Source organism: Pseudomonas sp. G7(2022) (assembly GCF_052660475.1).
In genome coordinates this window covers 2,268,883-2,286,560 of sequence record NZ_CP109659.1, presented here as the reverse complement: position 1 = coordinate 2,286,560, position 17,678 = coordinate 2,268,883, and the positions used below count along the sequence as shown (strand labels likewise).

22 protein-coding genes are annotated in these 17,678 nt (G+C 62.8%); 2 read left to right on the top strand and 20 right to left on the bottom strand.

Annotated elements, in window-relative coordinates; all coding sequences use genetic code 11:
• Positions 1–96: 96 nt before the first annotated feature.
• Both relB (NE357_RS10320) and NE357_RS10315 read left to right on the top strand, forming a co-directional pair.
• Positions 97–303: a type II toxin-antitoxin system RelB family antitoxin gene (gene relB / locus NE357_RS10320; protein ID WP_085712084.1), complete on the top strand. Its 207-nt coding sequence runs from the start codon at positions 97–99 to the stop codon at positions 301–303.
• A complete protein-coding gene (locus tag NE357_RS10315; protein ID WP_372239284.1) occupies positions 260–577 on the top strand; it encodes a type II toxin-antitoxin system RelE/ParE family toxin in 318 nt (105 codons plus the stop codon). The genes relB (NE357_RS10320) and NE357_RS10315 overlap by 44 nt, the downstream gene beginning before the upstream one ends.
• An 80-nt stretch (positions 578–657) precedes the next feature.
• Here NE357_RS10315 and relB (NE357_RS10310) read toward each other — a convergent pair whose 3' ends face one another.
• The 20 genes from relB (NE357_RS10310) to NE357_RS10215 form a co-directional block, all read right to left on the bottom strand.
• The gene (relB, locus tag NE357_RS10310; RefSeq protein WP_169429744.1) at positions 658–849 is read right to left on the bottom strand and encodes a type II toxin-antitoxin system RelB family antitoxin; all 192 of its coding nucleotides are present in this window, start codon (positions 847–849) and stop codon (positions 658–660) included.
• Between the two features lie 72 nt (positions 850–921).
• Positions 922–1,302: a DUF6124 family protein gene (locus tag NE357_RS10305; protein ID WP_169429743.1), complete on the bottom strand. Its 381-nt coding sequence runs from the start codon at positions 1,300–1,302 to the stop codon at positions 922–924.
• 909 nt (positions 1,303–2,211) lie between these two features.
• Positions 2,212–3,072, bottom strand: a complete 861-nt coding sequence (locus NE357_RS10300; RefSeq protein WP_115077264.1) for a CsgG/HfaB family protein — start codon at positions 3,070–3,072, stop codon at positions 2,212–2,214.
• Between the two features lie 29 nt (positions 3,073–3,101).
• Positions 3,102–3,533, bottom strand: a complete 432-nt coding sequence (locus tag NE357_RS10295; RefSeq protein ID WP_007956141.1) for a curli assembly protein CsgF — start codon at positions 3,531–3,533, stop codon at positions 3,102–3,104.
• Complete coding sequence (gene csgE / locus NE357_RS10290) at positions 3,530–3,922, bottom strand: curli production assembly/transport protein CsgE (protein ID WP_169429742.1); 393 nt, start codon at positions 3,920–3,922, stop codon at positions 3,530–3,532. The genes NE357_RS10295 and csgE overlap by 4 nt, the downstream gene beginning before the upstream one ends.
• A complete protein-coding gene (locus tag NE357_RS10285) occupies positions 3,919–4,458 on the bottom strand; it encodes a type II secretion system protein (RefSeq protein ID WP_169429741.1) in 540 nt (179 codons plus the stop codon). The genes csgE and NE357_RS10285 overlap by 4 nt, the downstream gene beginning before the upstream one ends.
• Entirely contained in the window at positions 4,433–4,807 is a 375-nt protein-coding gene (locus NE357_RS10280; RefSeq protein WP_169429740.1) for a type II secretion system protein, read from the bottom strand. Before NE357_RS10280 ends, NE357_RS10285 begins: the two co-directional genes overlap by 26 nt.
• A 5-nt stretch (positions 4,808–4,812) precedes the next feature.
• Positions 4,813–5,286, bottom strand: a complete 474-nt coding sequence (locus tag NE357_RS10275) for a type II secretion system protein (RefSeq protein WP_169429739.1) — start codon at positions 5,284–5,286, stop codon at positions 4,813–4,815.
• 2 nt (positions 5,287–5,288) lie between these two features.
• Positions 5,289–7,136 carry a secretin N-terminal domain-containing protein gene (locus NE357_RS10270; protein WP_169429738.1) on the bottom strand — a complete coding sequence of 616 codons (1,848 nt, stop codon included), beginning with the start codon at positions 7,134–7,136 and terminating at the stop codon, positions 5,289–5,291.
• Positions 7,133–7,651 (bottom strand): hypothetical protein, encoded by a 519-nt coding sequence (locus NE357_RS10265; protein ID WP_169429737.1) that lies wholly within the window; start codon positions 7,649–7,651, stop codon positions 7,133–7,135. Before NE357_RS10265 ends, NE357_RS10270 begins: the two co-directional genes overlap by 4 nt.
• Positions 7,651–8,199 (bottom strand): GspMb/PilO family protein, encoded by a 549-nt coding sequence (locus NE357_RS10260; RefSeq protein WP_169429736.1) that lies wholly within the window; start codon positions 8,197–8,199, stop codon positions 7,651–7,653. Before NE357_RS10260 ends, NE357_RS10265 begins: the two co-directional genes overlap by 1 nt.
• On the bottom strand, positions 8,186–8,731 hold the full coding sequence (locus NE357_RS10255) for a PilN domain-containing protein (protein ID WP_169429735.1): 546 nt from the start codon (positions 8,729–8,731) through the stop codon (positions 8,186–8,188). The genes NE357_RS10260 and NE357_RS10255 overlap by 14 nt, the downstream gene beginning before the upstream one ends.
• A gap of 1 nt (position 8,732) precedes the next feature.
• On the bottom strand, positions 8,733–9,536 hold the full coding sequence (locus NE357_RS10250) for a hypothetical protein (RefSeq protein ID WP_169429734.1): 804 nt from the start codon (positions 9,534–9,536) through the stop codon (positions 8,733–8,735).
• A complete protein-coding gene (locus NE357_RS10245) occupies positions 9,517–11,223 on the bottom strand; it encodes a GspE/PulE family protein (protein ID WP_169429733.1) in 1,707 nt (568 codons plus the stop codon). Before NE357_RS10245 ends, NE357_RS10250 begins: the two co-directional genes overlap by 20 nt.
• A gap of 80 nt (positions 11,224–11,303) precedes the next feature.
• Complete coding sequence (locus NE357_RS10240) at positions 11,304–11,837, bottom strand: response regulator (RefSeq protein WP_169429732.1); 534 nt, start codon at positions 11,835–11,837, stop codon at positions 11,304–11,306.
• Between the two features lie 235 nt (positions 11,838–12,072).
• Complete coding sequence (locus NE357_RS10235; RefSeq protein ID WP_169429731.1) at positions 12,073–12,834, bottom strand: SurA N-terminal domain-containing protein; 762 nt, start codon at positions 12,832–12,834, stop codon at positions 12,073–12,075.
• Between the two features lie 15 nt (positions 12,835–12,849).
• Positions 12,850–14,400 (bottom strand): ABC transporter substrate-binding protein, encoded by a 1,551-nt coding sequence (locus tag NE357_RS10230; protein ID WP_169429730.1) that lies wholly within the window; start codon positions 14,398–14,400, stop codon positions 12,850–12,852.
• 9 nt (positions 14,401–14,409) lie between these two features.
• Positions 14,410–15,030 (bottom strand): SCO family protein, encoded by a 621-nt coding sequence (locus NE357_RS10225; RefSeq protein WP_169429729.1) that lies wholly within the window; start codon positions 15,028–15,030, stop codon positions 14,410–14,412.
• The gene (locus tag NE357_RS10220) at positions 15,027–15,677 is read right to left on the bottom strand and encodes an SCO family protein (protein ID WP_169429728.1); all 651 of its coding nucleotides are present in this window, start codon (positions 15,675–15,677) and stop codon (positions 15,027–15,029) included. Before NE357_RS10220 ends, NE357_RS10225 begins: the two co-directional genes overlap by 4 nt.
• A gap of 13 nt (positions 15,678–15,690) precedes the next feature.
• Positions 15,691–17,613, bottom strand: coding sequence for a YVTN family beta-propeller repeat protein (locus NE357_RS10215; protein ID WP_169429727.1), 1,923 nt, complete (start codon positions 17,611–17,613; stop codon positions 15,691–15,693).
• Positions 17,614–17,678: the final 65 nt, after the last annotated feature.

Sequence of the window (17,678 nt, the reverse complement as noted above, 5' to 3'; positions counted from 1 at the left end):
TCCCCATGGAGCTTGGCCTACATGCAATTCATCCAGACAGCGACGACAGCGATACCGTTACCGAATAGACTTCCCGGCACCCAACCCGGAGGTTCCATGATCGACCCGTCTTTGATCGACCCACTGTGCCCGGTTGTTTCGGATCTTGGTCCTGAAGAACAGGCTGCGAGTTATGACCGTTGGTTTCGCGCCGAAGTACAGGCCTCTCTTGATGATCCGCGTCCGAATATTTCGCATGACCAGGTGATGGCTGAGATACATGCCTTGCTCAAGGCAAAAGACAATGGTTTCGAGGTCGATTGAGTGGAGGCCCGAAGCACGGGCCAAGCTGATGCTAATTATCGACTTCATAACAGAAAGACATCCCAGAGCAGCCAGAGAGCTCGTCAGGGCGATTGGAAAAGCTGCATCCAACCTTCTGGAACATCCTCGCCTCTATCGAACCGGTCGGATCCCCGGCACTCGAGAAGCTGTTGTACATTCGAGTTATCTGATCATCTATCGGGTTACTGATCGAATAGAAATCGTGAACGTACTGCACACGCGTCAGGAGTACCCGCGACGTCGTTTTTTCTAGTACGTTGCTCACTCCGTTCCAAACAAAAACCGCGCTCCTGTCAGGGATCGCGGTTTTTTCGTATTGCCGCTGTGAGAGCCTCACCCCGCCTCATGCTTTCTTCGTTTGTCCTCCATCAGGGCCGACATTTCAGCCATCACCTGCTCATTCGGAATGCTGGGTCGTGGGTCATCGATTGAAGCCTGTACTTTGGCAATCAACCAGCGGTCGTAGCTGGCGGCCTGCTCTTCGCTTTCGAAGTCTGAAACGATCGTGGAGATAAGGGGATCCATGGTGACTCCAGTTTGAATGTGAAAAACGCGACCCATTGCTGGGTCGCGTTTTTTTATTGGGGATGTGCTGGATCAGTCCTTCAGCTCGACGTGATCCAAGGCCTGATTTACGGCCAGTTCACCTAGCATGAGGATCTGTGCGATGCCCAGGGCGGTCTTGCGGTGGGCGGGGTCGAGGGCGGCGGCGAAGTTGTTGAGCATTTCGCTGGCGGAGCCCAGGGACTCGCAGGCGTTCGCGAGCAGGGATTCGGTGTTGTAGGCCGGGTTGGCGAGGTACATCGGGGCGGGTTCGTTGACGCTGCCCATGATGTGGGCGCCGGGGCAGAGGTAATGATCGAGGGCGCGTTCGGCGGCTTCGTGGAGTTTTCTGGAGTGGGCGGAGGTGTATGGGGAGGTTGGGTCGGTTTCGGGGTTGGCTTGGGTTTCGGGTGGGTTGGGCGTTGGTTTTTTCATGGTCATTTCGTCCTCATTGATGGTTGCAGCCGGCCCAATCGACTTCCAGGAAGAATGGGTGGCAGCTGTACGCGGGCTGGAAATCCGGGGAGAACGCGACCCGGCAGACATAAATGTCTCCCGCGCACAGCCGCCATAACAGCGTGCACACAATGAAGGTGCGCAAGCATACGTTATGAATAGCGATTTCGCTTTCTCACACATCCGGGTTTCCAGACCCGATCGCTGAATTGGCAGCGACCGAAACAGGCTAGAGCCCGCACTTCCGACGGACAACCTGAAAACTTTGTGGGAAGGTTCGGCGTATTCAGACACGTTTTTAAACAGACTTTAGGACGCTGGCCCTCACCCCAGCCCTCTCCCGGAGGGAGAGGGAGCCGATCGAGTTGTTTGGGAGAGGTACGCCGACGTGAAATACCGAGTTGCGCTCAGGTTTTAAGAACAAGTGAATCTGCCATTGCCATTGCAACCACCAACAGCAACAGCAACAGCAACAGCAACAGCAACAGCAACTACCACCATCCACCTACCACAACACGCGGCGCAGCCGCCCCACTCAACACAATGAGCGTTAGCTCGAGTAAAGCTTTTGACGTGCCGGCCCCTTCGGAAGGCTGAGTGGAGGGATTTATCCGGGGGTGGGAGCGCAGCGACCGTTCGACGAAGTCGAACACATCGAGAGGAGGTGCAGCGAAGCAAACCGGAGGCGATGCCCCCGGATGAATCCCGGAGCGAAGGAACCCCGAGCCCCAGCGAGGGGCCGAACGCCGGGGCCCAGCGTTTTGGTTCCTTTTGGGCGTTTGCAAAAGGGACTCGCCGTAAGGGCGAAACCGCCAGCCGCAACACCCGAAGAAACGGATATTCACCCAGACCACCCAGAGAACCTGGTCGGCCCAAAGGCCGCCACGTTCACTCAGCCTCCGGATCCACCTTGTTCTGAGTCAGGTACCGATTCAAAACATCATCCTGACCCGGGGTAGAAGCATCCCCCGCCACCTGCCAAAGATGCCGCTCAATCCCCTGCGCCACCATATGCCCCACCGCCGCCTCAATCGCCGACAACACACACAACTGCGCCGGCTCATTCGTCGTATACCCGACCTCAGCCTCAAGCAACTTCTTGAACTCGATAAACTTGAAAATCCCCGCACTGCGCGCCACCGAATAAATCGTCTTGCTGGTCATCACGTTCGCCAACACCTGCCCGCTACGCACATCCACCGCGCGCAAATTCACAGTCACCTGATCCACCCGGTACTCACGGGACAGATCGATCCCCAGATACCGCGCCCCTTCCCCACCGCTGCGCACGTTGGTGTCGTAAGCGATGATCCCGCCCTCGAGCATCATGTTCGCCGCCTGCAACGGTGGCAGCTCGCCCTGAATGTTCACCGGCGTATTCGGTTTCTTCTGCGACGCGCGAATGATCTTGCGTTCAGTCAGCAGGTTCTGCAGCCCTTCCCGCTCAAGCACCACAAACCAGCCGCTGGCCTGCATCGCGTCCATCAACATCGACGCTGCGCCCTGGGTGACGCTGGTGGAAAACGAACTGGCCGGCGTAGGTTTGTACTGCCCGGTCTGGTCACGGAAGCCGTACACCACCGCCATCAGCCGGCCCTTGGGTCGCGGCATTTTCAGCAAGTCGTAATAGGTCGAGGCCCTGGGGGTCAGGGTCGGGGTATCGGTGTCCTGCTCGGCCGGCATCGGCTCGCGCAGACTGCACCCTTGTAATGCTGCCAACATCAGCCCTAGTGCTATTATTTTTTTCATGTCCATCACTCCCCGGAACCGTCATCCCGTCATGGGTTGAGGCCGTTCACCTGAATTTCGGAAACTTCGCCGCTCGCTCGGTCGGTCACTTCAATCGTCAGCGCCCCCGAGTCGTCGACCACGTTGACGATGAAGGCGTCGGTGGACAGGCTCCCCGTGTTGCCGGTGGAGATGTTGTCCAGCAGTTGCCCCAGCAACCGTGACTGCAATTGACTGGTGAAGCGTTCGAGCGCCGAAGTGCCGGCCACCGTCGAGCGTTTCTTGAGATCCGGATCGTCGTGGTCGTTTTGCGCCTGGGCGTTGTTGAGCAGCCAGGTGCCGTTGAGCGGGTTGCCGCCGAACGACGGGTTGACCGGTGTGTAGACCAGTTCGGTGGCCTGGACGGCAGCGGCGCTGGCAAGCCCGATCAACAACCCCGAGATCCAGAATCCGCTGCGCCGTGAGAACGTTGTCGTGTTCATAGTTCGTCCTTCTCAAGGTCGGTGGTGTCCTGCAACAAGGCTTCCAGCTTGCGCCGGACCACTTCCAGTCGAACCGAGTCGGCGGCCTCGTAGGCCTCGTCCTTCAGTTCCACGGTGTTCGGCGGCAGGAAGCGCCGATACACCAGGCGTTGTTGATACTCGACGGTCACAAGGCTCCCCCAGCGTGCGTCGGGGCGCTCGCGCACCACCAGGTTGAAATCCATGCGGCTGGTGTCGCGCAGGCGTTCGCTGAACGAGTAGTAAAAGTCGTGGCCGATGTGCGAGATCGTGTCGTCGACGATGAAGCCCATCATTTCGTCTTCTTCGCCGGCGCTGGCGGAAGACGCCACGGCCGCGAGGATCAACGCGCACCACCATGTCCGGCTCATGGCTGCAATGCCTGCGGCAGGGCCGACTGGCCTTTGGCAGGGCCGTTTGTGCCATCGAGAAAGGCTTTCTCGGCCACGAACTGCCAGTCCGAATAACGCTGCATGCCTTCGAAATCCGACCACTGCGACGGGAAGTCCGCCTGCTTCAACGGCAACTCGGTGGACGGACTGTTGATCCCGGTGATGCGTCCGTCGAAGCCCCGTTGCAACGCCCATTCCCCGCCGCCGATCGGATCGGGATAGAGCTGGCGCAGGTGATGTCGGGGCTCCGGAAAACGTTCGTCCTGCAGCAGGTCAGCCAGGTCTTTCGGGTACTGCGCCAGCCCCGGCGAACTGCGGCAGTAGCTGCGCAGCGCCTGGGCGTACTGGGTGCCGACCCACAGCAGTTGCTTCTCGCGATCGCGGCGCGACACGGTCGACCACAACTCGCCGGCGCTGGCCAGGCCCATGCCCATGATCACGATCAGAAACAGCACGCCCAGGTAGGTGAACCCACCCTGCTCCACGCGCTTACCACTCGGAATACTGGCTGCCATCACGCGCCCTCCCGGTAGCTCCGCTCTTGATGTCGGCGACGCCGCCCGCCACGCCGTCCGGCGGCGCGATCAGCACCCATTGGTCATTGCGTTCGGTGATCGGGTCCAGCGGCGCATTGCGCAAGTAGCGGGTTTCCACCAGTTGCTCGATGGAGTCGGGATAGCGCCCGGTGTCGCCGTAGTAGTGATCCAGCGCCTCGCGCATGGCCGACAGGCTCTGGTGCAACGTGGTCTCTTTCGAGGCCTCGAGGCTGTTGAAGTAGCGCGGCAAGGCGATGGTCATCAGGGTCGCGATGATCGCCATCACCACCATCAGCTCGAGCAAGGTAAAACCCTTTTGCCGGCGCATGAGAATCACCACTCACGGTACGCGATGCCGTTGAGGCCTTTACCCCGGGCGTGGGAGTAGACGTCGAACACGTCCTCGCCATCGCGGGGGTTCTGGGCCGAACTGTCGTAGGCCCGCAGGCCCCAACCGCCGTTGTCGTCACGCTTGGCCGGCACCAGCGGATCCCGCGGTATCCGGCGCAGAAAGTAGAACTTCGCACCCTTGGCGCTGCGCACGTCGCGCACGCCTTCGACCAGCACTTTCAGGTTCGGCGGGTAACCGCTGCTGTTCAGCGACTTCTCGATGTAGCCGGCATCGAAGGCCCGCTTGTAGGCGTCGATGCCATCGCGAATCTGATACAGCGCGGTGCGCAGTTCCTGCTCCTTGCCACGCCGTACCAGGGTCTCCGTCAGCGGCGCGGCCATGCCGGCCAGCAGGCCGATCAGGGCCAGCGTCACCACGACTTCGATCAAGGTAAAACCGCGTTGGGAGGCGTTCATGATCAAGGCTTCTCGACGGTTACACGGGTGGTGGCCACGGCCGCTTCACCGACTGCACGAGGCTGCGCGGCAGGCGCTGGCATCGAGTAGCTCTGCGAACGGTCCGGCGCCTGGATGTGCATGCTGGTTTCGGTGCCGGTGGGGAATTCCATGTCCGACGGGCTCTGGTACGGCAGGTTGCGCACGATCCGTGGGGTGATCGACAGCACCAGTTCCGATTTGCCGATGGTGTCCTTGTTGCTGCCGAACAAACGGCCCAGTCCTGGAATGTCGCCGAGGCCCGGAATCTTGTTGCCGGTGGCGCCGTGGTCGTTGCGCATCAGGCCGGCGAGGATCTGGGTTTCGCCGTCATGCAGACGCAGCGAAGTCTGGGCGTTGCGGGTGTCGACCTGCACCGGGATCGTCCCCTGGCGGGTCGGTTCCAGCGGCGTGGCGTTACTCACTTCCAGGGCGATCTTGATCGCCACTTCGTTGTTCAGGTGCACGGTCGGTTGCACTTCGAGCTTCAGACCGACGTCGAGATAAGTGACGCTTTCGGTGATCACCGGGCCTTGAGTCGACGGTACTGAGGTGGCGCTGATGATCGGCACCCGCTGGCCGATGTGGATGCGCGCCTGTTCGCGGTTGCTGACGCGGATCACCGGGCTGGCCAGGGTGTTGATGTCGTTGTCCTGCGCATTGATCTTGGCTTGCGGCGACGGCGAGATCGAAATCCGGCTGGAGTTGATGCCTTTCAGTTGATCGAGGATGCTCACCGCCGAACCGTCGCTGTTGACCACACCGAAGGTGTTTGGCCATTGCAGACCGAGGTCGAGAATGCGCTGGGTGGCGACTTCCATCACTTCCACTTCCAGCACTACTTCGGGGTTGGACTGGTCTTGCGATTGCAGGAGTTTCTCGGCCATGCGCACGGCGTCTTCGGTGTCGCGCATGGTCAGGGTGTTCAGGCGTTCGTCGACGAACACGTCGCGGGTCTTGAGCATGGTCTTGATCATGTTCAGCGCGGTGTTGGCGTCGATGCTGGTCAGGTAGAAGGTGCGCATCACCAGCTCCTGATAGTCCTTCAACTTCTGCGGCGAGTCCGGAAAGATCAGCAAGGTGTTTTCGTTCACCACTTTCTGGTGCAGCTGGTTCTGTTGCAGCAGCAGTTGCACGGCGTCTTCGATGCGTACGTCTCGCACGAAGATCGTGGCTTTCATGTCCGGGCGCAGGTCCTTGTCGAAGATGAAATTCAGGCCGGCGACCTGCGACAGCACTTCGAAAATGGTCTTGAGGTTGGCGTCGCGAAATTCCAGAGTCACCGGGCGATCGAGCCGGGTGCGCAGTTGCGGGTACTGGATCACGTTGCGGCTCTGCACCAGACGGATGTTTCCTTGCAGCTCCAGTGCGCCGTCGTTTTTCGGGTCGAGTTCGAGGATCTGTTTGACCTGGCGGTCGGCGCCGTAGATGTCGCCCCGGCGCAGGTCGCCACGGGCCAGCTCCAGTTTCTCGTCCATGCTGCGCAGGTAGTCGAGCTGGCGCAGGGCATCCTGGGCGCGGCGGTTGTTCGGCTCGATGGTCAGCACCCGGCTGTAGGCGGTGCGGGCCGAGGCGAAATCGCGGCGGGCGCGGTCGGTGTCACCGGAGGTCAGCAGCGCGGTGATCGCCTTGGCGCGGCCACTGTTGAGCAGCAGGTGCAGCTCGGTGTCCCGCGGATTTTCCCGCAAGCCTTCCTCGATCCGGGCCAGGCCCGCCTCGTACTGCCCCTGCTCGATCAGGTCGGCGGCCTCTTTGTTGGCGACCTGCGCGGAGCTGCACGCGGCCAGCCCGGCGCACAGGCCAAGGCTCATCAGCAAACGGGATCTGTTCATTGCGTACTCCCCACAGACAAGGTCTGCGACAAATGCAGAGGCAGGTAGACCAGGCTCAGTTCCGCGTCGGAAATCGCCGCAATCTTCCAGGTGTCGTCGATCACATCCCCGTTGCGCACGACGTAGATTTTTTCGCCGTCCTGCAAAAACACCTGCAGGTCGCTGCGGTCATGCAGGCGGCCGACGAACTGGAACGGCACCGGTGGCAGGCTCGGGGCTTGCACCATCGGGGTCGGGTTGATCGCTTGTTCGGTGACCGTCGCCAGGGTCGGTGCGGCCTTCCAGGATTTGCTCGCAAACAGGTCGCCGGCCGGGCTCAGGTCCTTGATCGGCGCTGCATTCGCCTTGGCGCTGCTGGCGGGCAAGGCGCCACGGGCGGTGGCTTTTGCCGGGCTGCTCACCGCGACCTCGGTCGAATCCGCCTCGTCGCTCGGCGAGAAATATTCCGGCAACCAGGCCAGCGCCGCCGCCACGCCGAAGAACGCCACCCACCCTGTTATGCGCTTGGTGTTCATCACGACCTCGACAGGTAAAGGGTCATACGGATCCGGCCGCTGAGGTCGGTGTCGGCAATCTTCTTGCGTTGAAACTCGACGTCTTCCACCACCACCGCCGGCAACTGGCCGAGCAAGGCGTGCAGGAAACGGCGCAGTTGCGGGTAGCTGCCACGCACCGGCAACAGGATCTGGTAGCGCGCCAGATGGGTCTTGGGATCGACGCCGAGGGCGTATTCGCCGCGTGCCAGGGTGATGTGCTCCTGCGCGGCCAGGGCGTAGATGCGGTCGATGGCGACGGTGGCCTGCGGCTGGGCCGGCAGCTTGTTACGGAAATCATCGAGCTGACGCTGCGGCACCACGGGCGGCGCGATGCTGCCGTCCTCAACCTTGGCCAGGTATTCGCTGGCTTCCTGGGTTTGCTGGCTGAGCTGTTGCAGCGATTGCCAGCCCGGCAGCAAACCGCCGAGTGCCCAGGCAACCGTGACCAGCAGCAGCGCGAGACCGGCCAGGCCCGGTACGCCGAGGCCTTGCAGGTATTCGTGAACGATCAGTCTAGGGATTCGCATCGCCCATCTCCCAGGTCGCCGACAGGTTGAATTGCACCGGTTGTTCCGGCGATTTGACGACGATTTCGTGGCTCAGCAGCGACACGTCGGACAGCTCGTCACTGGCCTCCAGCCGTTTGTGGAAATCCAGCATCGCTTGCAGATCCCGCGCTTCGGCGCTGATCCGCACCTGGCCTTTGCGTGCATCCGGGGTCAGGGTCAGCAAGGCGATGTCATCGCGCGGCATGGCTTCGAGCATGGCGAACAGGCGCTCCCAGGGGCGGCGCAACTGCTGCGAGACCTTGCGCATTTCCGCGAGGTTCTGCGCCTGTTCGCGGGTTTCCGCCGGGCTCAGCGTTGTCTTGCTGCCGCTGTCGCCAGTGAGCTGGCGCTGGGTGTGTTGCAGGTGACCTTGCTGTTGTTCGGCCTGATCGCCGAGGTGCTGCTGCAGGCCGAAGCACATCAGCGCAAGCAACACGCCGCCGCCGAGCAGGCTCCAGCCCAACGGGCCGGAACGCGGGCGGGGCTGGAAGTCCAGGTTCAGGGCGCGCATGTCAGGCCACCGCCCGGGACATGACGTACAAGGCGTCACGCACGGTCATCGAGTTGTCTTCGAGAGTGCGCAGGTGCACCCCCGCCACCTCCGGTTGCGCATCGAGGCGCGCCGGGGCGTGCAGATAAACGTTGAAGGCCCGTTCGCTGGTGGAGGCTTGCAGTTGCCGTTCGCGACCGATCAGCGCGCTGAGTGCCGCGTCACTGTCGCTGCCGCCCACCGAACGCACCGACGACCAGCGCCCTTCCCTTGCCAGCAACAGCACGCTGCGTTGTGGCTCGGCGACCACGAACAGGAAGTCGCCGGCATCGAGGCTTTTGTCGAAGCGGTTGAACGCGGTCATCAGGTACGGCTGTACCGAGCGCAGGCGCAGGCCGCGACCCGTGACCTGCGTGCGCAGGCGTTCCAGCAAATCCTGCGGCAAGGCACTGGCAATCCGGTCATGCCCCGCAGGCTCCACGGACAGCACCAGCGTCCAGGGTTGGGTCGGCGCGCCGAACAGGTCTTCGAAGCACAGTTGAGCGAAGCCGCGCAGTTCCTCTGGCGTGCTGATCTGCTCGCTCCACGGCACCAGGCAGAAGCGGCTGAAGTGCCCGGAGATCACCACGCTCAGCTCGGCACCGGCGCGGGCGTGTTCGCCGAGCAAGCGATCGAGGGTGTCCAGCGCCACCGCGTAACTGTGGAAGCCTTCGTCGATGTAGCCGACGCTGCCCAGCCACAGGGTGTCGCTGCCCCGGCGCTGGCCGAGGCCGACACCGCTGGCGCCAAGCACGGCGATAAAGTGATCACGCGATAAAAGTGACACGATTGATCTCCTCCAGCGTGGTCCGACCGTGCTCCACCAGCTCCAGCGCCGATTCGCGCAACAGGCGCAAACCACGGGCGCAGGCCAGGGCTTTGATCCGGGTGATGGGTTGACGCTCGACGATCATCTGCCGCAGTTCGTCGTCCAGGTGCAGCAGCTCGGCAATCGCTGTGCGTCCGCGATAGCCGCTGCCCCGGCAGTGGCCGCAGCCCTTGCCGTGGACAAAGTGGTAATGGCCGACCTTGTGCGGGTCGAGGCCGGAGGCGCGCAGTTCCTCGTCGCTCGGGGTGGCCGGTGCGCTGCAACTGCTGCACACCAGCCGGATCAGGCGTTGGGCGAGAATCGCGTTGAGTGCCGAGACCAGGCTGTAGGGGTCGATTTCCATTTGAGTGAAACGACCGATCACGTCGAACACGTTGTTGGCGTGGATGGTGGTGAACACCAGGTGCCCGGTGAGCGCCGATTGCACGGCGATCTGTGCGGTGTCCGGGTCGCGGATCTCGCCGACCATGATCTTGTCCGGGTCGTGGCGCAGGATCGAGCGCAAGCCGCGGGCGAAGGTCAGGCCTTTTTTCTCGTTGACCGGGATCTGCAGCACGCCGGGCAACTGATATTCCACCGGGTCTTCGATGGTGATGATCTTGTCCACCCCGTGGTTGATCTCGGTGATCATCGCGTACAGCGTGGTGGTCTTGCCGCTGCCGGTGGGGCCGGTCACCAGCACCATGCCGTAGGGTTCAGCGGCCAGACGCCGCAGCTGGCGCAGGGTTTCGTCTTCAAAGCCCAGAGCTTGCAGCTGTACGCCGCAGACCTTGTCGGCCAGGTCCTGTTTGTCGAGCACCCGCAACACCGCGTCTTCGCCGAAGATGCTCGGCATGATCGACACCCGGAAGTCGATCTGCCGGCCGCTGATGCCGATCTTGAAGCGACCGTCCTGGGGCACGCGTTTTTCGCCGATGTCCAGTTCGGCCATGACCTTGACCCGGGAAATCACCTGCTCGGCGAACTCGCTGCCCTGGATCTTGCTGATGTTGTTGAGCACGCCGTCGATCCGGTACTTGATCACCAGACCGTTGCCGGTGGTGCCGAGGTGGATGTCGCTGGCGTGCATTTTCAGCGCGTCGTACAGGGTCGAGTTGACCAGTTTCACCACCACGCTCGAGTCTTCGCTGATGCTGGTCAGCGACAGGCTTTGCAGGGTGTCGGTTTCGCTGCCGGCGTCAGCCTGGGCGTTGAGCGATTCGACGGCGTGGAAACTTTCTTCGTGGCGGGCCAGATAAGCCTTGAGGTCGTCGGCATGCACCAGATACAGCGGTGCGCCATGCAGGCATTCATCGATCCAGGCCAGGCGCGCGGTGTCGAAGGGGTCGGCGAACACACCGATGACTTCGTCGTTGTGTCGCAGCAGGATGAATTCACGTTTGAGGCATTGCGCCAAGGTGACCCGATCGAACACCGGCGTCGCCTGGAACAGGGCGTCGGTGTCGAGCACCGGGTAATGCAGGGTAGCGCCGAGGCTGGCAATGAACGGCATCGGCGCCAGTTCGCAGAGCACACAAAGAGCGTCTAGGACGCGTTCTCCGCAGGTGCCGGCCCGAGCCCGGGCCTGGGCCAGTTGTTCACTGGAAAAGCGTGCCGGAGCACACGCAGGCTGCAACGCTTCGACGACAACGGACAAACGTTCCATGGCTTGCTCTCCCACCGGGGCCTGGGGCCCTGACGGCGCGGGAGGCCATTGCGGCGAGTGCCGGAACGTCTATCGCGCCATTACTCCCCGGTGAGCATTTGATCGTCGTCCGGTGCCATGGCCTCCGACCTGTTTCGTCGGCGATCCGCCAGCACCCAACTGCCATCGTACAACTGCAACGGGAAGCTCTCGGTCCTGCTCTGGCGTCGTTCGACGAAGCCTTCGGATGGGCTCGCACCGGGTTTCGCTTCGCGCTGGATCCCCAGAAGGTCGCAGACAGCTCGGGCCAGTTCCGCCAGTGGAAACGGTTTGAACAGGATGTGACTGACCCCCAGTTGCCGCGCCCGCTCACAGACTTCGGCGGTCGGGTGACCCGTTATCAGCACGAAATGACACGTCCTGTTCTGGCGGATAGCGTCGAGCACCTCAAAGCCTTCCATATCGGGCAAGCGGTAATCGAACACCACCACATCGGGAGCAAAGGTTGCGGCCTGGCCGATCCCGTCTGCGCCGTCATGTGCAATCCGGACGTCCAGCCCTTGCGCCGACAGATAATCCTGAAGGTTCTGTGCAAGCAGCAGTTCGTCTTCGACAACCAGTACTTTGTTAACCAAGGTGAACTCCTTGCAGCTACAAATCCGGCCTCTTCACATCAACTGCCCGAACCTGCTGGAGTGCGCCTCACAAGAGGTAACGCACACTTCATGCCAGGCCGAGTGCCGGTAAATTTATGTCTTCATGTCCTTGAATTTGATGACAATGCCCGCTCGTCCCGGCACCCCGTTCCCCAGAAACGGGGAAGCACCTGAATGGGCATCGAAGCCATTCCCCACTATTGGGGGGGAACCTTCAATCGTCGTCAATTCGTTCGATCCTGTTCTGCGCCCGCAATTGCGCGAGCACCTGGCGACGAGCCTGGGCCTGTTGCTGTCGGGCACGCTGCACCCGAACCGTTCCGGATCCCTGCAAATCTGGGACATCGACCGCCTCCAAGTGGTTCGGCAAGTAAATCAAATGCCAGCCGAATGGCGAGCGAACGGCATCGCTGGCGAACGATGCGCCGTCGACCACCGCGGCGCGCATCTGCATCAAGCGTAGACGCGCCGCCGCGTCTGTGGCGGCATCCGCATCCGGCGCCACCCGAACCAGCAGATGCCGCGCCTGCAAGGTGTTGGCCCGGATCAACGCGGCGAACATCTGCTGCGCTGCCAGTTCACGACGGGTGTATTCGGTGAACGAGACCTCGTCGAAGCCCGCGTCCTGCAAACGCCGCACGAACCTTTCGCTACCGCCGATGGCGACACGAATCTGCTCGACCTGTCGCTGCACCGCTTGATCGTCAACCTTCAAGCCACGTTTTTGCGCCTCCTGCCACAGCAGTTCCTTGTCGATCAGCACATCCAGAGCCGCCTGGCGCAACTGTCTGTAAGCCTTGGGACTGCGGATGCTCGCCACGGCGCGGCCCCGGTCTTCCAGGTATTCAACGAAAAACCGCTCCAGGCGAAGCTCGGAAATCACCTCGCCATTGACCCGCGCCGCCACCGGTTCGGTATTGGCAAACGCCATTGGCAACCAGAACGCCAGCAGCCACCACAGGTTTTTGAGCTTCATGATCAGCGCCTCCGTTCAGGGGCTCGCGAGAATCGATTTGTAAGGCGCGACCAGATAGAAGCGCTGATCGGGTAAATCGACGGTGACCACATGCGCCCCACTCAAGCCCGATCGTCGTCCGGGGCCGAAGTTGAGGCGCGGGGTCAGGCCGGTATCGAAGTCGTGCAGGCCTTCGAGGGCCGCCACCATCTTTTCGCGGCTGGCGTCGCGCCCGGCCTGTTTCATGGCTTCGCTCAAAAGCAGCATCGAAGCGTAAGCGCCGACTTGCAGCACCGCATGTTGCGCGCCGAGGCCCTGATGTTCGCGCAGTAAAGTCATGGCCATGCGCCCGGTCTGGGTCCAGTCGCTGGGCACGAAGGGATAGGCCAGGAAGACGCGCCGGGAAAAGCCCTCGGGCACTTGCAGCAGGTCGCCCGCCACCTGGCCTGATGTCGCGAAAAGGTACGGCAGCTGCCCGGCATGCTGCAGCCCCGCCGCCAGTTGACTGAAACCGCTGCCGCTGCCCAGGTAGAAGACTGAACGCGAGCCCAGCGGCAAGCTGTCCGCTGCCGGGTCGTAGGCCTGTAGCCGGACCTTTTGCCAGCCGTGATCCTGCAAATACTGTCCCAACCCCTGCGCGGCCTGCACTTGAGTCGGATCGTCGGGATAGGCGATCAAGGTCGGCCCTTGCAGCACTTTCAGGCTGGCGGTGGCGTAATCGGCCAGGGCGATCAACTGCTCGCGCAATCCCGGCAGCGGTTCAAAGATCTGCGCACTGGCCTGCACCGAACCCATCAAGGACAACGGCCCGATCAGCGGCAGCCCGGCCTGCTCCAGACGTGGCGCCAGTTCACTGTCCAGCGCCGGGGCCAGCGGCGCGATCAGCGCAAAGACCTTTTCCTCGTCAATCAGCCGTTGCAAAGCCTGCTCGGCGCTGGTGCGATCCGGGCCGGGATCGACCACTGTCAGGCGCAGTTGCCGGCCATGAATGCCGCCCGCCTGATTGATCCGCGCCACACTGCCGTTGAGCACCGCCGCCACCGTGGCGCCCTCCTCGGCCAGCGGTCCCTGGCTCGGCAGCAAAGTGCCCAGGTGCAAGGTCTGGTCATCGAGCCCGGGATCGCGATCATCGGCCAGGCGTTTGAGATAGGCAGTGAGGTTGCGCTGATCCTTCATCGACAACAGGAACCGCGGCATGCTCGGGTCGAGCCGGTTGTTGCCGGGGTCGCGGCCCTGCTGGATCACCTGCGCCAGGCTGCTGTCGGTGTATGCCGGGTAGCTACGTCCGTTGACCCGCTGCTGACCATGAACACTGGTCAGTCGCGACCAGTTCAGTTCTGGCGGCCGCACCCCGCCTTCGGGCCGGCCCAGGCCGTCGGTGCCGTGACAGTTGGCGCACGGCAGGCTGGTGGCCGGCAGCAACACATCCGCCGCGCCGACCCGCGCCATGATCGGCTCGCCGCTGGACGACAGGCCTTCGCGGTACAGGCGCTTGCCGGCGCTTTCTTCATCGGTCAGCGGCAACGCGGCCGCGCCGAGGCTGACGCCAGCGAGCAGGATCAGGGCGAGGACACGGCGCAGGTTCATGGCGCGGACTCAGCGGCCGGCCACGGGCATTGTCAGCAGTTGCAAGCGCTGGGCAATGGCGGCGGCCGGGGCATCGGGACGGATCTTGCTCCAGCGTTTGTTGGCGACATCGCCAACGATCAACTGGGTCGAGTGCTGCTCCGGCGTCGGCACGATCTGGCCGATGCGACCGAGCACCAGATCCATCTGCGCCTTGTCGCCAGTAAGGAAAAGCCAGTGAGGGTCATCGGCGCCCTGCTTCAAGGTGTAAGCCTTGAGGACCGCCGGCGTGTCGCGCAGCGGATCACTGGTAAGGGAAATGAAGGTGATGCCATCGGCCTTGTCGCCCAGCAGCTCGCGGACTTCCTTGAGCTTGCGGGTGATCAGCGGGCAGGCGTCGTTGCAACTGGTGAAGATCACGTTGAGCAGCACCACGCGGTTGTGCAGCGCATCGCTGTAGAAACGCTGGACGTCGCCGTGCTGGTCGAGCAACGGCGTATCGGTGAACCAGGTTTTCGCGTCATGAGTGCCTTTGGCCGGCGCGGCAGCAACCATCGCCGGGGGCTCGGGCGCATGGCCTTCGTGGGCAAACGCCACGTTGCCGAGAATCAGGAAACAGATCGTCAGGGAGATCCAGTCGAGCATTCTCATGGCTGTTGCTCCATGGCAATCGCGGTGTGTTTGGCGTGGGTGCGCAGGCCGCTGAGTTTCTCGACTTCCTTGGCCAGCAGTGCCGGATCGGTGAAGCCGTAGTAGCGCATCCAGTGACGGCTGTTGCCGTCACCGACGAGGATCAGCGGCTGGTGATTCTTGAAGTCGCCGCTGAAACTGCCGAGACCCTTGAGGGTGGCGGTGATCGATTGCGGCGAACCGGTGAGCCAACTCCAGCCCGGGCCTTTCTGGAAGGTGCGGGCGTAATCCTGCAAGCGTTTCGGGTCGTCGCGCTGCGGGTCGATGCTGATCGACACCAGCTGCACTTCACCCCCGACCCGCGAGCCCAGCTGTTTCTGAACCTTGCCCATGATCGACGAGACCACCGGGCAGACCGTGGTGCAACTGGTGTAGATGAAACTCATGACGACGATCTTGTTGTGCACCAGATCCTGTTCCAGGTGCACGGTCTTGCCGTTCTGGTCGAGCAGCGGCACGTCGGCGAATTTGACCTGGGCGTGCTCCTGGCTGTTGGCGGCCGGGGCGGTGTGGCCGGCATGCTCGTCCGCCGAGTGGGCGCTGGCCTGCTGGATACCGACGGCCAACAGGCACAGGGTCAGCAAGCCACGGGATGCAAATCGGTTCATGGTCGTTTCCTCGTCACTGAGTCTGGCCGGGCAGCACCCGGACACTGGCAAAGGTCTTGTCGTCGAAACCGGCGCCCAGCGAGGCCGCGCGCACGTGCAGGTACCAGGCGCCGCTGCGGTCGAGGGTCACCGGCGCTTCGTACACGCCGTCGGCGACTTCCCGTGCGGCCACTTCACGGGGCCGTGAGGTCGGCGCGAGGAAGTAGCGCAACTGCACGTCGGTCACGCCGCTGCGCTGGATCTTCTGTTTGCCCTGGACGATGCGAAAGCGCACCACGTAAGGGTCGTTGAGGGCCACGGCGGTCTTGTCCAGCAGGAACTCGACTTTTGCCGCCCCCAGGTGTTTTTCCGGCGCGCCGTCGGACGCCACCTGGGCGGTGAAGCAATGAATGATGTTCGGCTGGTTGAGCAGGAACGCCACGTCGAAGCGCCCCGCCGCCGGCAGTTTCACCCGGGCGCTGTACAGCCCCGGCGACACTTCGCGCAGGCTGCGGTCGATGACCAGCGCGGCGCGGGCGATTTGCCCCCGGTTGGGGTAACCGGACATCGGCGCGTTCATGCCTTCGGCGTAGAAATAGGTGGTGTTGTCCACCGGGTTGACCACAAACACCGCGTTGTCATCGCGCGATACCGCGAGGCTCGACGCCAGCGGCAGATCCCCGGCCAGCCGTGGCGGCTGCGGCCCGGCCTCGAAACCTTGAGTAATCGGCTGACGCCCTTCGCCCAGCGAAGACAGGTTGATCATGGTGACTTTCGGCGAGGCCAGTCCGCGCACGTAGGCGTAGGCCTGGGTGAACACCACTTGATAGGGTTCGGCTGAAACCTCCAGGTCATGGATCGCCGAATCGTTGGCCGCATCGATCACCGTGGCGCGGTTTTCCACGGTGTTCAGCACCACGCCAAAACGGCCATCGGCGCTGAAGCCCATCGGGCCGAGCCCCTGTTGCAGCTGGATCACCCGGCGTACGGCGCGGCTGTTGGCGTCGATCACCGTAACGGTACCGTCCTTGCCGTCGGCCACATACACCGCGCCGGACAGCGGCGAGTACGCCACCGACAACGGACTGGAACCGGTCTTGACCTGTTGCAGCAGGCTCAGGCTGGCGATCTCGATGACGCTGAGGGTGCCGTCGTCGCGGTTGCTGACGAAGGCGAAACGGCTGTCCTTGCTGAACGTGATTTCGTGGTGGCCGCGCCCGGTCACCAGGTGTTTCAGCGGTTTGAGGCTTTGGGTGTCGATCACCGTGACCCCGGATTCTTCAGCCTTGGCCGCGTTGTTGCCGACCCACAGCAGGCGCTCGTCCGGTTGCAGCGCGACCCGCACCGGTTGGCTGCCGGCGGCCACCGAGTCGATGACCTTGAATTGCTCGCTGTCGATCACCGCCACTTCCCCCGCCGTCGGCATCGACACGAAGACCTTTTTGTTGTCCTTGGGCGTGACCCAGTCCATCGGCGATTGCTTGAGTTCGATCCGCGCCAGGGTGCTGGTGATACCGCCGACCGAGACTGACGGATCGACCACCGAAACGCTGGCATCGCGGTTCATCACCAGCAGGAAATAGCTGTTGAGGTCGAGCAGCGGCCGCGCGCCGATATTGGATTTGAGGAACGTGCCGACCCGCGACTTGCAGCTCTGGTCACGGCCCTGGGCCTGATCAGCAGCAAGGGTTTGCGGATCGATCCACGCCCCCGGTGCCACACCGGACAACGGCTGGCCGGACGCGCCGTCGGTGACGCGGAATTGCACGTCGGCGAACTCCCCCTCACGCAACTGGCCGTCGCTGGCCAGCGGCTTCAGGTTGAAGGCGATCGACACGCCGTCGCGGGTCAGCACCTGCCCGGCGCCGGTTTGCGCCAGGGCAATCTCGCTCAGCGTGAGCAGCGCGCCGGCCATTGCCAGCAGGCAGACGCCGATGATGTTGATGATCCTGTTCATGTCGCTCTCCCCTGACACGTTGTCCGAAACACCACCGCCCCTGTGGGAGCGAGCCTGCTCGCGAT